Source organism: Georgenia subflava, assembly GCF_009193155.1.
Lineage (GTDB): Bacteria > Actinomycetota > Actinomycetes > Actinomycetales > Actinomycetaceae > Georgenia > Georgenia subflava.
This window is the reverse complement of sequence record NZ_VUKD01000003.1, coordinates 39,154-53,284: the sequence shown is the minus strand read 5'-3', so window position 1 is coordinate 53,284 and position 14,131 is coordinate 39,154. Positions and strand designations below refer to the sequence as shown.

Annotated in this window: 14 protein-coding genes; 5 read left to right on the top strand and 9 right to left on the bottom strand. The window is 71.9% G+C overall.

Annotated elements, in window-relative coordinates; translation table 11 throughout:
• Position 1: 1 nt before the first annotated feature.
• Positions 2–1,051: a S66 family peptidase gene (locus GD748_RS10365; RefSeq protein ID WP_152195151.1), complete on the bottom strand. Its 1,050-nt coding sequence runs from the start codon at positions 1,049–1,051 to the stop codon at positions 2–4.
• A gap of 110 nt (positions 1,052–1,161) precedes the next feature.
• On the opposite strand from GD748_RS10365, the gene GD748_RS10360 reads away from it, so the two are divergent.
• Both GD748_RS10360 and GD748_RS10355 read left to right on the top strand, forming a co-directional pair.
• Complete coding sequence (locus GD748_RS10360) at positions 1,162–1,518, top strand: ArsR/SmtB family transcription factor (RefSeq protein ID WP_226921153.1); 357 nt, start codon at positions 1,162–1,164, stop codon at positions 1,516–1,518.
• Entirely contained in the window at positions 1,515–3,245 is a 1,731-nt protein-coding gene (locus GD748_RS10355; RefSeq protein ID WP_152195149.1) for a SulP family inorganic anion transporter, read from the top strand. Before GD748_RS10360 ends, GD748_RS10355 begins: the two co-directional genes overlap by 4 nt.
• On the opposite strand, the gene GD748_RS10350 is transcribed toward GD748_RS10355, so the two are convergent.
• On the bottom strand, positions 3,242–3,520 hold the full coding sequence (locus tag GD748_RS10350; protein WP_152195148.1) for a DUF2277 domain-containing protein: 279 nt from the start codon (positions 3,518–3,520) through the stop codon (positions 3,242–3,244). The genes GD748_RS10355 and GD748_RS10350 overlap by 4 nt on opposite strands.
• A 149-nt stretch (positions 3,521–3,669) precedes the next feature.
• On the bottom strand, positions 3,670–4,107 hold the full coding sequence (locus GD748_RS10345; protein ID WP_152195147.1) for an MmcQ/YjbR family DNA-binding protein: 438 nt from the start codon (positions 4,105–4,107) through the stop codon (positions 3,670–3,672).
• Between the two features lie 196 nt (positions 4,108–4,303).
• On the opposite strand from GD748_RS10345, the gene GD748_RS10340 reads away from it, so the two are divergent.
• Positions 4,304–4,687, top strand: a complete 384-nt coding sequence (locus tag GD748_RS10340; RefSeq protein ID WP_226921150.1) for a nitroreductase family deazaflavin-dependent oxidoreductase — start codon at positions 4,304–4,306, stop codon at positions 4,685–4,687.
• A gap of 121 nt (positions 4,688–4,808) precedes the next feature.
• A complete protein-coding gene (locus GD748_RS10335; protein ID WP_152195146.1) occupies positions 4,809–5,282 on the top strand; it encodes a hypothetical protein in 474 nt (157 codons plus the stop codon).
• Positions 5,283–5,323: 41 nt separating this feature from the next.
• Here the strand turns inward: GD748_RS10335 and GD748_RS10330 are convergent, their stop codons facing one another.
• From GD748_RS10330 to GD748_RS10305, 6 genes are all read right to left on the bottom strand, one after another.
• Complete coding sequence (locus GD748_RS10330) at positions 5,324–6,184, bottom strand: TrmH family RNA methyltransferase (RefSeq protein ID WP_152195145.1); 861 nt, start codon at positions 6,182–6,184, stop codon at positions 5,324–5,326.
• Entirely contained in the window at positions 6,184–8,103 is a 1,920-nt protein-coding gene (locus GD748_RS10325; protein ID WP_152195144.1) for an ABC transporter ATP-binding protein, read from the bottom strand. Before GD748_RS10325 ends, GD748_RS10330 begins: the two co-directional genes overlap by 1 nt.
• The gene (locus GD748_RS10320) at positions 8,100–9,851 is read right to left on the bottom strand and encodes an ABC transporter ATP-binding protein (RefSeq protein ID WP_152195143.1); all 1,752 of its coding nucleotides are present in this window, start codon (positions 9,849–9,851) and stop codon (positions 8,100–8,102) included. The genes GD748_RS10325 and GD748_RS10320 overlap by 4 nt, the downstream gene beginning before the upstream one ends.
• 217 nt (positions 9,852–10,068) lie before the next feature.
• Positions 10,069–11,463 carry an SPFH domain-containing protein gene (locus tag GD748_RS10315; protein WP_152195142.1) on the bottom strand — a complete coding sequence of 465 codons (1,395 nt, stop codon included), beginning with the start codon at positions 11,461–11,463 and terminating at the stop codon, positions 10,069–10,071.
• 37 nt (positions 11,464–11,500) lie between these two features.
• Positions 11,501–11,950 (bottom strand): NfeD family protein, encoded by a 450-nt coding sequence (locus GD748_RS10310; RefSeq protein ID WP_152195141.1) that lies wholly within the window; start codon positions 11,948–11,950, stop codon positions 11,501–11,503.
• A 197-nt stretch (positions 11,951–12,147) separates the two neighbouring features.
• Entirely contained in the window at positions 12,148–12,945 is a 798-nt protein-coding gene (locus GD748_RS10305; protein ID WP_152195140.1) for an ABC transporter ATP-binding protein, read from the bottom strand.
• Between the two features lie 297 nt (positions 12,946–13,242).
• Here GD748_RS10305 and GD748_RS10300 point away from each other — a divergent pair, with 297 nt between their 5' ends.
• The gene (locus GD748_RS10300; protein ID WP_152195139.1) at positions 13,243–14,052 is read left to right on the top strand and encodes a hypothetical protein; all 810 of its coding nucleotides are present in this window, start codon (positions 13,243–13,245) and stop codon (positions 14,050–14,052) included.
• The last annotated feature ends 79 nt before the right edge of the window (positions 14,053–14,131 follow it).

Genomic DNA, 14,131 nt, shown 5'->3' with positions numbered 1-14,131 from the left:
GTCAGGAGTAGTCCGCCCACACGCGCTGCTCTGTCCCGTCCACGGTGACGAGGCCCCCGTGGGGCAGGATCCACTGCGGTCGGGTGTGGCCGAACGGCACGCCCACGACGACGACCGCGTCGGGGTTGTACCGCTGCACCGTCTCGATCGCCACGTCCCGCTGCTCAGCCCGCTTGGACGCCCGCTCGGCGGAAGAGGGGTGCACCTCGAAGCTCGAGGTCGGTGGCCGGGCCACCATGACCGCGTCGACCGTCTCGAGGACACCGCGCTCGCCCAGGGAGCGCACGATCAGGCCGAACTCCCGCGCCGGGATCAGCTCCTCCGACGACTCGAGCAGGAGCACGCCGCCGTCGAGGACCGCCGGGTCGGTCGGGAACCGTCCAGCGGTCAGCAGCCACTGCAGGACCTCGATGCAGCCGCCCCAGGTCCGGCCGGTCACCGTGCGCGCCGGACCGGCCCAGGTCCACGGCTCCGTCGGCTCGCGGTCGCCGTAGTCGGTCAGCGCCGCCGGGTCCTTCCAGTCCTTGCCGAGGTCCTCGGACTCCCCCGGCTCGGTCACCTCCAGGCGTTCGCCGGTGAGCAGGGCGGCGCGCAGCGACCGCGCATGGACGTCGTCGACGGCGGGGCCGGGGCCCAGCTGCACCTGGGTCGAGCCGCCGTAGTATCCGGCGACGCCGTTGGTCCAGAGCCAGTTCAAGATGTTGGTGTTGTCGCTGTAGCCGAGGAACGGCTTGGGGTCGGCGAGCACGGGCTCGGGATCGAGGTGCGGCACGACGGTGATCTGGTCCTCGCCGCCGATGGTGGCGAGCACGGCCCGGATCTGCGGGTCGGCGAAGGCCGCGTTGAGGTCTCGGGCGCGCTCGCGCGGGGCAGCCCCGAGCTGGCGCGTGGTGGGGTACTCGACGGGCACCAGGCCGGTGAGCCTCGCGAGCCGTTCCATCGCCTGCTCGTGCACCTCCGGCGCGAAGCCGGGGGCGGCGAACGACGGGGAGAGCACGGCGACCTTGTCGCCCGGGACAGCCTTGGCCGGATACTTCACGGCGACAGTCAACAAGTGGCCGGCCGTCCATGGCAAAACAGCCACAGCCACAGCCACAGCCACAGCCGGATGATGACTTGATAGAGTTATCAAGTCATCATCCCCGAGGAGAGCTGCCCACCGTGCCCGAACGCGCCGTCGTCGAGACTCCGATCTACGAGATCAAGGCCGAGCTGTTCAAGGCGCTCGGGCACCCCGTGCGGGTGCGCACGCTGGAGCTGCTCGTCACCGGTGCGCAGCCGGTGAGCGCGCTGCTCGCCGATCTCGGCCTCGAGGCCTCACACCTGTCCCAGCACCTGGCCGTGCTGCGCCGTGCCGGCGTGGTGACCAAGGTCCGCGCCGGCAACACCGTCACCTACGCGCTCGCCGACCCGTGCGTGGCCGACCTGCTCTCCGCGGCCCGCTCCTTCCTGCTGCACCGCCTCGGCGAGACCAACGACGCGCTGGCCGATCTGGCCGAGACCCCCGAGCAGGCATGAGCACCTTCTCCGCTCTGACGCCCCGGTTCACCTGGCGCGGCGCTCTGCGCTCGGCCGCACACCTCGCGCTCCCCCGGCGCAGCGACTACACCGAGCTGCCGAGCTCGTGGCGCAAGGACCTGGTCGCCGGCGTCACCGTCGGGATCGTCGCGCTGCCGCTGGCGCTCGGCTTCGGGGTGGCCTCCGGCGTCGGCGCCACCGCCGGCCTGATCACCGCGATCGTCGCCGGCTTCGTCGCGGCGGTCTTCGGCGGCTCCCACTTCCAGGTCTCCGGCCCGACCGGGGCGATGACCGTCGTCCTGGTGCCCGTCGTCGCGCGCTACGGCGCCGAGTCCGTCTACGCCCTGGCCATCCTGGCCGGTGTCCTCGTCATCCTCATGGGGCTCACCGGGATGGGCCGGTTGCTCTCCGTGATCCCCTGGCCGGTCATCGAGGGCTTCACGCTCGGGATCGGCGTCATCATCTTCCTCCAGCAGGTACCGCTCGCCCTGGACACCGCCAAGCCCGACGGCGAGAACGCCGCCGTCGTCGCCCTGGACACCCTTCGTGTCACCTACTGGGACCGGGCGCTGACGCCGCTGGTGGTCACCGTTGGCGTCATCGCGCTCATGCTGGTGCTCACGCGGATCCGTCGCTCGCTGCCGGCGTCGCTGATCGCCGTCGCGGCGGCCACGGTGGTCGTCGAGCTCGTCGACCTCGACATCGCCCGGATCGGCGCCCTGCCTGCGGCGCTGCCCTCGCCGTCGGTGCCCGCCTTCGACGCGTCCGCGCTCGCCACGATGTTCCCCTCGGCGATGGCGATCGCGGTGCTTGCGGCGCTGGAGAGCCTCATCTCGGCCCGGATCGCCGACGGGATGGTCGAGGGCGTCGGCCACACCCACGCCAACCGTGAGCTCGTCGGGCAGGGCCTGGCGAACGCGGCGAGCGGCCTGTTCGGGGGGATGCCCGCGACCGGGGCGCTGGCGCGCACAGCCGTCAACGTGCGCGCCGGTGCCCGCACCCGGGCGGCCGCCGCCAGCCACGCGCTCGTGCTGGTGCTAGTGGTGCTGGTCGCGACGCCGGTCGTGGCGCTCATCCCGATGTCCGCTCTGGCGGGCGTGCTCATCGTGACGGCCCTGCGGATGATCGACCTGGGCACCGCCCGCTCGATCCTGCGCGCCACCCGCTCCGACGCCGCCGTGTACCTCGTCACCGTCGGCGTGACGATCGTGTTCGACCTGATCGTGGCCGTGCAGGTGGGCGTGGCCGTGGCGGCCTTCCTCTCGCTGCGGGCGATGTCCCGGGTCTCCGGACTGCGACGCGCGCCCCTGGAGCTCGACGCCGCCGAGGAGGACGCGCTGCTCGACGAGCACATCGCCGTCTACCGCTTCCACGGCGCGTTGTTCTTCGGCGCCACGAAGCAGTTCCTCGACGAGATCGCCACGGTGCGGGACGTCCACGTGATCGTCCTGGTGCTGACCGAGGTGCGGGTGATGGACACCTCGGGCGCGAACGCGCTGCAGGAGATCGTCAGGGACCTGCAGCGGCGCGGCATCACGGTCCTGCTTAAGGGCCTCGACGCCGACCAGCTGCGGATGGCGTCCTCGGTGGGCGTGCTGCAGTCGCTGGGCACCAAGGACCACTACTTCCACGATCTCCGTGCGGCCGTCGCCCACGCCCGCAACCACGTGCGCCACGAGCTCGGCGGGCTGTGGTCGCTGGAGTGCGCCCGCCCGCGGGTCGGTTAGACGGCCTGGGCGGCGAAGCGCTTCCGGCCGCGCTCCCGGGCCTTCTCGGCCTCGACCTCCCGGTCCTTGGGCGGTGCGGAGGTCACCAGCGCCGCAAGCAGCTCCTCGGTGGCGTTGGCGACCCGCTCGACCGCGAGGTCGAATGCGTCCTGGTTGGCCTGCGAGGGCTTGGTCATCCCGGCGACCTTGCGCACGTACTGCAGCGCGGCCGCGTGGACCTCGTCCTCGGTAGCTGGCGGGGCGAAGTTGTGCAGGGTATGGATGTTTCGGCACATAGGTCCAGCGTGCCATCAGCGCCCGACCAGGAGAAGAGCTCGCTGTGCCGAAGCCATGACCGTCGCCAGTGCCGTAGCCGTCACCGACGGCCAGGCGGTGCCCAGAAGGGAGCGGCGTCATCCTCGCCGGAAGGCAGCCCCGCCACCACTCATGTCCCGCGTGCGGCCGGCCCGCCGTCAGCGTCGAGCTGGGCGATCTGTCGTACGCCAGCGACCTGACGGTAGGAGCTGTCCAGAAGCTCGGCGACCTCCTGCCAGTCGACCTCTTCCGGGCCGTCGCCGGAAGCCGCCAGATCCAGGCCGATCCAGCCCGAGGGTGCGAGATAGGCGGGAGCGAAGGTGCGCGGGTCCTCAGCGAGGGCCAGCCGGTCGGACTCCTCGGGCAGCACGAGCAAACCGCGCGGGTACTCGGTGCGGACCGCGGCCGAACCCTTGGTGCTCGAGCCGTACACGCAGAAGACCTTGCTGACCCTGAAGTTGGGCCGGCCGTGTGCGACAGTCTCCTCGGCGTCCGGGAATCCGAGCGCGATGGTGCGCAGCCGGGCGAGGTAGGGATCGTCGTCGTCGAACATCTGCGGGTGGACCATGGGTCTCCTCTCGTCCTCGAGCGTGCCCAACAGCCTATGGCGCAGCATCCACGCCGATGACGCGGGCCGCTCCTGGACCGTGAGTGACGCCTCGGAGAAGACGGTTCGCCCGGCCGGTCCCCATCCGGCCAGCCGGTAACGGGCACCATCACGAGACTCCCGCACCTTGCCGACCGGCGTAGCGTCGATGGTGACCATGAGTCCACTTCCCCGCGGCATCGCCCGCGTCAACCGGATCGCCCTCAACCGCGTGATGCGCGTCCTCGCACCGCGGGCGCCCGGCTTCGCCCTCGTCCGGCACCGCGGCCGCCGGACGGGTACCGAGCACACCACGCCGGTCAACATCTTCCGCTCGGGCGCCGGTTACCGGATCGCACTGACCTACGGCACCGAGACAGACTGGGTGCGTAACGTCCTGGCGGCGGGTGGCTGCACAGTCATCATCCGTGGTCGCACCGTCGAGCTCGTCGAGCCGCGCCTGATTCATGACGCGGACCGCTCCTGGGCACCGCCTGTCGTCCGACAGATCCTCGGCATCCTCCACGTGCCGGACTCGATGGTCCTGGACGTCCGACGCTGACATTCGGAGCGGGTCCCTACTGCACCGCCACCGCCACGGCACGGCACGGCACTGCACTGCACTGCACTGCACTGAGAACCGAACCAGATCGCCCGCGCCGCCGATCTGCTTGAGTAGCCGGATGCGCGATCGAGTGGCGGCCCGCACTATGCCGGGCGACCCGATGGGCGGGTTCCGCACGCTCGGCCGCCTCCTCGCAGTGGGCCTGGCAGCCGGTGCGGTGATCGGTGGCACGACCGGCGCTCTGATCTACGCGCCGACCGGTGCGGTGCCCGGCATCCTGACCGGCGTGATGCTCGGCGCCGTGTTCGGGCTGGTTCTCGGCGGCGTGACTCAGGTGATCACCGCGACGCTGGCCTTTGTCGGGCGCCACTTCCGCCTGAGCAGGCGGGCGACGGGTCTCGTGGTTCAGATCTTCCCGGTGGCGGCTGCGTGCGGGGTGGCGTGGTGGGTGACGGCGAGTCTGGACACCTGGACCGGCCTGACCATGACTGCCACGGCGCTCGCGCTCGGCCTGGGGCTCCTCGCCGTCCGGACGACGACCCCATGGTGCCTGGCACCAATCGCCGACCAGTACGCGACGGCCCGCACCTGACAGGTCCGGCACGCGGGGGCGCCGCCGCAGAGCCGGCGGCGTCAGACCCGCGTGGCCCAGAACGCGACGGCGGAGGCTGCGGCGACGTTGAGCGAGTCGACCGCGCCCGCCATCGGGATGCGTACGACGACGTCGGCGGCCTCCACCGTGCTGCGGGCCAGGCCGTCACCCTCGGTGCCGAGAACCAGCGCCACCCGGGAGTGCTCGGCCTGCACGGCGTCGGAGGCGGCGAACTCGTCCAGGCTCACGGAATCGTCGCTCAGGGCGAGCGCCGCGACCGTGTACCCGGCGTCATGGAGCTTCTCGACGGACCCGGGCCAGGTGGTCAGCCGGGTCCACGGCACCTGGAAGACGGTGCCCATGGACACGCGCACGCTGCGCCGGTAGAGCGGGTCGGCGCAGCGCGGCGTCACCAGGACGGCGTCGACCCCGAGCCCGGCGGCGCTGCGGAACATGGCACCGACGTTCGTGTGGTCGACGATGTCCTCGAGGATCGCGACCCGTCGCGCCCCCGCGCCGCCGCGGGCGGAGGCGAGCAGCTCGCGCACCCCGGCAAGCGGCGGCCTGTGCATGGCAGCCAGGGCGCCACGGTGCAGGTGGAACCCGGTGATGGCGCGCAGCACCGGCTCCTCGGCGACGAAGACTGGCACCTCGGCTCCGCCGTCGTCCGCTCCCCCGCACGCTGCCGCTACCACCGGGCGCATCGAGTCCAGCCACTTCTCCGCCATGAGGAACGAGCGGGGCCGGTGCCCGGCCTCGATGGCGCGGCGGATCACGTTGGAGCTCTCGGCGATGTACAGCCCCTTGGCGGGCTCGTGCTTGGAGCGCAGCGCGACGTCGGTGAGGTTGGTGTAGTCGGTGAGCCGGTCGTCCTCGGGATCGGTGATGCGGACGACCGGCATCAGGCCTCCTCCACGACCGGCGCGGCGAACTGGGACTCGTAGAGCCGTGCGTAGGCACCGCCGGCCTCGAGCAGCCCGGCGTGGGTGCCCTGCTCGACGATCCGGCCGGACTCCATGACGAGGATCAGGTCGGCGTCACGGATGGTGGACAGCCGGTGGGCGATCACGAAGCTGGTGCGTCCCTTGCGCAGCTCGCCCATGGCCTGCTGGACCAGCACCTCGGTGCGGGTGTCCACCGAGGAGGTGGCCTCGTCGAGGATGAGGATCTGCGGGTCGGACAGGAACGCCCGGGCGATGGTGATGAGCTGCTTCTCGCCGGTGGAGACGCCGCCGCCCTCGTCGTCGATGACAGTCTCGTACCCCTCGGGCAGCGAGTGGACGAACCGGTCGACGCCGGTGGCGCGAGCGGCGGCGAGCACGTCCTGCTCGTCGGCGTCGGTGCGGCCGAACGCGATGTTCTCCGCGATGGTCCCCTTGAACAGCCAGGTGTCCTGCAGCACCATGCCGATCCGGGCGCGCAGCTCCTCGCGGGTCATCTCGCGCGTGTCGACGCCGTCGAGGAGGATCCGGCCGCCGTCGATCTCGTAGAACCGCATGATGAGGTTGACCAGCGTGGTCTTGCCGGCTCCGGTGGGGCCGACGACGGCGACGGTCTGCCCCGGCTCCACCACCAGGTCCAGGTGCTCGATCAGCGGGGTGTCGGCCTCGTAGCGGAAGCTGACGTCATCGAACTCCACCTTGCCGCGCAGGTGCGCCGGGGCGTTGCCCGGCGCCGGGTCGGGGATCTCCTCCTCGGCGTCCATGAGCTCGAAGATCCGTTCCGCAGAGGCGACGCCGGACTGGACGAGGTTGGCCATCGAGGCGATCTGGGCCAGCGGCTGGCTGAACTGGCGCGAGTACTGGATGAACGCCTGCACCTCGCCGAGCGTCAGGGCTCCGGAGGCGACGCGCAGCCCGCCGACGACGGCGACGAGCACGTAGTTGAGGTTCGAGACGAACGCCATCGCCGGCATGATCGTCCCGGAGATGAACTGGGCCTTGAAGCTCGCCCGGTAGAGCTTGTCGTTCTCGGCGTCGAAGGTCTCGGTGAAGCTGTCCTGGCTGTTGAAGGCCGTGACCAGCTCGTGCCCGGTGAACGCCTCCTCCACGTGCCCGCCGAGGGTGCCGGTGGACGTCCACTGGGCGACGAACTCCGGCTGGGCCCGCTTGGCGATGGCCATGGTCATCACCGCCGAGAGCGGCACGGTGACCAGCGCGATCAGCGCCAGCTGCCAGGACAGGTAGAACATCATGCCCAGCACGCCGAGCACGGTCAGCGTCGATGTGATGAGCTGCGAGAGCGTCTGCTGCAGCGACTGGGTGACGTTGTCGATGTCGTTGGTGACCCGCGAGAGGGTGTCGCCGCGGGCCTGGGAGTCGAGGTGGCGCAGGGAGAGCCGGTCGATCTTGGCCTGCACGTCGCGGCGCAGCCGGTAGCCGGTGCGCTGGACCACGTAGGCCAGGATCAGGCCCTGCCCCCACAGGAAGAGCGCGGAGACGAGGTAGACGGCCAGCACCGTGAGCAGCGTGGTGCCGAGCGCACCGAAGTCGATGCCCTGGCCGGGGACGACGTCCATGCCGGAGACCATGTCCGCGACCTGGTCCTCCCCGGCGGCGCGCAGGCCCTGCACGGCCTGGTCCTGGGTGATCCCCTCGGGCAGCATCCGGCCGACGACGCCGTTGAACACGATGTTCGTGGCGTCGCCGAGCAGCTTGGGGCCGAGGACCTGGAGGGAGACGGCGGCGGCACCGAGGACGACGACGAGGATCATCCAGGGCCGCTCGACGCGCAGGTGCTGGAGCAGCCGGCGCAGCGAGGGGCCGAAGTTCATCGACTTCTGGCCCGGGGGCAGGCCGGGACCGGGGCCGTGGGGGCTCATGCCGCCTCCGCCGCGCTCAGCTGGGACAGGACGATCTCGTTGTAGGTCTCCGACGTCTCCATCAGTTCGTGGTGGGTGCCGATCCCGACGACCTGGCCGTCGTCGAGCACGACGATCTGGTCGGCGTCCTTGATGGAGGCCACCCGTTGGCCGACGATCAGCACCGCCGCCCCGGCGGTGGCGGTGGGCAGCGCGGCGCGCAGGCGGGCGTCGGTGGCGAAGTCCAGTGCGGAGAAGGAGTCGTCGAAGAGATAGACGTCGGCGCGCCGCAGGAGCGCGCGGGCGATCGCCAGACGCTGGCGCTGCCCGCCGGAGAAGTTCCGCCCGCCCTGCTCGACGGACGCGGCGAGCCCCTCGGGCAGCGCCTCGACGAAGTCGCGTGCCTGGGCGACGTCGAGCGCGTCCCACAGCTCGTCGTCGGTGGCGCCGGGGCGGCCGTGGCGCAGGGTGGAGGCGATGGTGCCGGAGAACAGGTAGGCGGTCTGCGGCACCAGGGCGATGCGCTGGCGCAGCTCGCCCGGGTCGAGGTCGCGCACGTCGACGCCGGCGACGCGCACCGCACCTGCGGTGACGTCGACCAGGCGCGGGATCAGGTTGATCAGGGACGTCTTGCCCGCACCGGTGGAGCCGATGACCGCCGTCGTACGGCCCGGCTCGAGCCGCAGGTGCACGTCGCGCAGGACCGGCTCCTCGGCACCCGGGTAGCCGAACGTGGCGCCGTCGAGCTCGACGACCAGCCCCCGGGCGGCCTGGTCGGCGGCTCGGGGCAGCGCGGCCGGCGAGTCGGGGACCACGATCTGCGGGACGACGTCGAGGACCTCCTTGATGCGCTCGGAGCTGACCTCGGCGCGCGGCACCATCATGAACATCATGACCGCCATGAGCACGGACATGAGGATCTGCATGAGGTAGTTGAGGAAGGCGATGAGCGCCCCGACCTCCATGCTCCCCGCGTCGATGCGCATCCCGCCGAACCAGATCACGCCGACCGAGGACGCGCCGATGATCAGCTGCACGGCCGGGAAGACGACCGCGAAGATCTTGCCGACGCCGAGCGCGGTGGTCATCAGCTCGGTGTTCGCCTCGACGAACCTGGTCCGTTCGGTGGGCTGGCGGTTGAACGAGCGCACGACGCGCACGCCGGAGATCTGCTCGCGCAGCACGAGGTTGATGCGGTCGATGCGGCGCTGCATCTGCTTGAACAGCGGACCCATCTTCGCGGCGACCAGGCCCATCACGACGGCGAGCACCGGCACGACGACGAGCAGCAGGCCCGAGAGCGCCACGTCCTGCTGCAGCGCCATGAACACCCCGCCGACCATCATGATCGGCGCCATCACCATGATCGTGAAGGTCAGCACCGTGACCATCTGGACCTGCTGGACGTCGTTGGTGCTGCGGGTGATCAGCGACGGCGCACCGAAGCGGCCCATCTCGGCGGCCGAGAAGCGCTGCACCCGGTCGAAGACGGCGGCGCGCAGGTCACGGCCGACGGCCATCGCCACCCGGGCGCCGAGGTAGGTGGCCGCGATCGCGCATGCCACCTGCACCGCGGTGACGCCGAGCATCACGCCGCCGATGCGCAGGATGTACCCCGTGTCGCCGAGCACCACGCCGTTGTCGATGATGTCGGCGTTCAAGGTCGGCAGCGACAGTGCGGCGAGGGTCTGCACCAGCTGCAGGACGACGACGATGACGACGTCGCGCCGGTAGGGACGCAGAAAGCGCCGCAGGACACGGATGAGCATCAGACCTACTTCTCGGGTGCCGACCGCCGGGTGCGGCAGCCGGTCAACACTACGCCGCGTCGTCGGGAGCGGTCACCTACATTTTCGGACAGCGCGACGACGACCACGATGCGCAGCCACCGGGACCCTGCCGCCTGGATCGGGGATGATCACCTGCCGCAGGAGAAGGTGATCATCCCCGTTGTCGACATCGGTCGACTCGGCGTCGTGGCCGCCGCTACTGCTGGCGCGGGCCCTGCTCCTCGCCGCCGTCGTCCTGGCGCGGCGGGGCGAAGCGGGAGGTGTCCTCGCCCTGACCGGGCTCGTAGCCGTAGCCGCCCTCGGCGCCGGGTCCGGACTTGGTGCGCTCGCTCAGCTCCTCGGCCTTGCGCTGCGCCTCCCGCCGGGCCCGCTCGCCGCCCTCCTCCAGCGCCTCGTCGATACGGGACTCCGAGGCGGCGCGCCGCTGGGCGCGGGTGGGCGCCGACTCGGCCGGCTCCTGACCGCGGGCAGCGGAGCGGGAGAAGGGCACGCCGGACCCCTCGCCGGCCGTCGATGCCTCGGAGGTGGCGCGCTGCGCCTCGCCGCGGGCCTGGGCCAACGCCTCGTCCGGGTCCTGCAGCGTCGTCTCCTGCAGGTTCTTGGCCATGCCCTGGCCGTAGTCGCCGAAGTCGACGGTGGGGTGCTCGCCGTCGTCGATGTCCGAGCCAGGGCCTCCGGGCCCGCCCTTGCCGCCGCCACCACCGCCGACACCGCCGAAGCCGCGCGTGATGCCGTTGAGCGCAGCGGTGAGCTCGGTCGGGATGACCCACATCTTGGAGGAGGAGCCGTTGGCGATCTCCGGCAGCATCTGCAGGTACTGGTAGGCGAGCAGCTTGCTGTCCGGCTTGCCGCGGTGGATGGCGTCGAAGACCTGCAGGATCGCGCGGGACTCGCCCTGGGCCCGCAGGATCGCGGACTGCGCCTGGCCCTCGGCGCGCAGGATCGCTGCCTGCTTCTCACCCTCGGCGGTGAGGATCTGCGACTGCTTGACACCCTCGGCGGTGAGGATCGCGGCGCGGCGGTCACGCTCGGCGCGCATCTGCTGCTCCATGGAGCCCTGCACCGAGGCGGGCGGGTCGATGGCCTTGAGCTCGACGCGGTTGACGCGGATGCCCCAGCGCCCGGTCGCCTCGTCGAGGACGCCGCGGAGCTGGCCGTTGATCTGGTCGCGGCTGGTCAGGGTCTGCTCGAGGTCCATCGAGCCGATGACGTTGCGCAGCGTGGTCACCGTCAGCTGCTCGATACCGGTGATGTAGTTGGCGATCTCGTAGGTGGCCGACTTGGGGTCGGTGACCTGGAAGTAGATGACCGTGTCGATGCTGACCACGAGGTTGTCGGAGGTGATGACCGGCTGGGGCGGGAAGGACACGACCTGCTCGCGCAGGTCGACGCCGGCGCGCACCTTGTCCACGAACGGGATGAGGAAGTGCAGGCCCGCGTACATGGTGGTCTGGTACTTGCCCAGCCGCTCCACGATGAGCGCCACGGCCTGCGGCACGATCCGGACCGCGCGCGAGATCGCGACGATCACGAAGATGCCGACCAGGATCAGGATGATGGTCAGGACGATGCCGCCGGCACTCTCTGGCATGTTGCTCCTTGTTCGGGGGCGGGTGCGTGGTTCGGTGTCAGCTGTACAGCGTGTTGTCGGCGGTGGACTCGACGACGGCGATGGCGCCCTCGATGCGCACCACGCGCACCGTGGTGCCGGTCGCCAGGACGGCGCCGGGCAGCGCGGCGCGGGCGGTCCAGACCTCGCCGGCGAGCTTGACCCGGCCCGCCCGGTCGGTGACGTCCAGGAGCACCGTGGCCTCGCGCCCGACGTGTGCGGCGATGTTGGTCAGCGTGTCGGGGGTCGAGCGCAGCAGCAGGTCCTTCGCCCAGGGACGCACGGCGAAGAGCAGCACCACCGAGACGACGGCGAAGACGAGCACCTGCGCCCAGAACGGCGCCCCGAGCATGGTCGCGACCACCGCCGCGAGCGCGCCGCCGGCGAACATGAGGAAGATCAGGTCGACGGTCAGCATCTCCACGACGCCGAGCACCAGCGCCGCGCCGAGCCACCAGAGCCAGGCCATGGTCCTCCACTCCTTCGTCCGGCGGACGGGCAGCTGCCGCGGGGTGCCGACGCTGCCGGATGTGATCTCGATCCTACCGGCGTTCGGCTGCGGTCACGGGCATCACCACGCGCCGATCACCGCGACGCCGCAGGTCGCAGGCCCGGGGATGCGGTGCCCGCTGGTCGTAGGACCCGGCGACCCGGTGGGCGGACGGGTCAGCTCCGGGCGGAGCCGGCGGCGCGGGCGCTGTAGCGGTCGCGGTGGCGCTCGACCTCCAGGTCGAGCCCGAACGCCGCGGAGAGGTGCTGCGGGGTGAGGACCTCCTCGATCGGTCCGGCGGCCTCGACCCTGCCGTCGCGCAGCAGCAGCGCATGGGTGAAGCCGGCGGGGATCTCCTCCACGTGGTGGGTGACGAGCACCATCACCGGGGAGCGGCCGTCGCCGGCGAGCTCGGACAGGGCCGCCATGAGCTCCTCACGGCCGCCGAGATCCAGGCCGGCCGCCGGCTCGTCGAGCAGCAGGACCTCCGGGTCGGGCATGAGGGCGCGGGCGATCTGGACGCGCTTGCGCTCGCCCGAGCTGAGGGTGCCGTAGGTGCGCTCGGCCAGGTCACCGACCCCGAAGACGTCCAGCAGCACCTGGGCACGGTCGAGGTCGAGCTCCTCGTACTGCTCGCGCCACCGGCCGGTGATCCCGTACGAGGCGGTGACGACGACGTCGATGGCTCGCTCCCCCGCCGGCAGTCGCTGGTCCAGCGCCGCCGAGGCCAGCCCGACCAGCGGCCGCAGCTCGCTGAGGTCGGTCCTGCCGACCTCCTCGCCGATGATGGTGACCTTGCCCGAGGTGGGGTGCAGCCGCCCGGCGACGAGCTGGATGACGGTGGTCTTGCCGGCTCCGTTGGGCCCGAGCACCACCCAGCGCTCTCCCTCGTTCACGGACCAGCTCACGTCGTCCAGGATCGTCCTGGTCCCCCGGCGCACGGAGACCTCTGCCAGCTCGAGCACATCACCCATGCGACGACCCTAGAACACCCCGAGGCACGGTCCGCGCCCGCGCGCCGGGGACGGACGTCCGGATCGCGCCCGGGCAGTGTCGGGGGGCGCGTCCCGTGCCGTGCACGGACGTCTGGATCGCGCCCCGGCCGTGTCCGGTGGGGGTCCGCGCCCCCGCGCCGGGGACGGACGGTGCGGATCGCGCGCCGGCCGTGCCGGGTAGGGGTCCGCGTCCCCGCGCCGGGGACGGACGGTGCGGAGCCGTCAGGGCCGGCTCGTCCGGCGCGGACCGTTGCGACGCTCCGTATCGTTGCCCCTATGGCCGGGCCCGCGATCCTCACCCTTCCCCTCTCGGTGATCCTCGCGCTCTGGCTGCCGGCGGTGCGCAACGGGAGCGACGCGGTGCGGGCGTCGCGCGCGGTCACCGGGACCGGCGAGCCGCACCTGGTCCACGAGCGGGGTGCGCTGGCCTCCGGGGCGGGCACGCTGGCCGAGCTCCTGCCGCACCTCGCGCCGGTCCGCGAGGTGGCGGCGATCCTGCCCCGTCCGGGCGACCCGATGGGCGCCCCGGCGGTGCGGTCGGCGGACCTCCTCGACGCCGGCGAGGGTGTGCTGGTGCGGCGGCCGGGCGACCCGGGCGGCGAGCGGTGCGGCGTCCTCGTCCCCGCCCGCGAGCGCTACGGCAGCATCTTCGAGCAGGGCGAGCTCGTCACGTGGACCGTGGACCACGACGTCACCGACCACCTGCCGGCGCCGAGCCTGCTGCTCGCCGGGGTGGAGTCGCTCTCCCACGCCCGGCGGGAGATCCAGCTGGCGCTCTCCGAGGCGGTCGAGGCGCTCGAGGCGCTCGACGTGGCCCGGGACCGGCCCGACCTGGCCGAGGACCTGCTCGACCTGTCGCTGGCGACGGTGCCCGACCGGCTCCTGCCGCCGGGGCTGGAGCCGCGCCGTCTGGACGTGCTCGAGCGGGCGGCACGCCTGCTGGCCATCGTCGACCTGGCGACGTCGGACGACGGCGCGGCGGTCACCGCCGGGCAGGCGGGTGCGCGGGCGGCTGCCCTGGCGAACGTGGAGCGCTCGGCCCGGCACGCGCTGGCGGCCGCGAGCGCGACCCGCAGCCCGCTGTGAGGCGGCGCGTGGTCACCTCCCGCCGCTGACGCCCCGCTCCGGACCGCCGCATGCCCCTCCCACCGACGCGCCAGGTCCG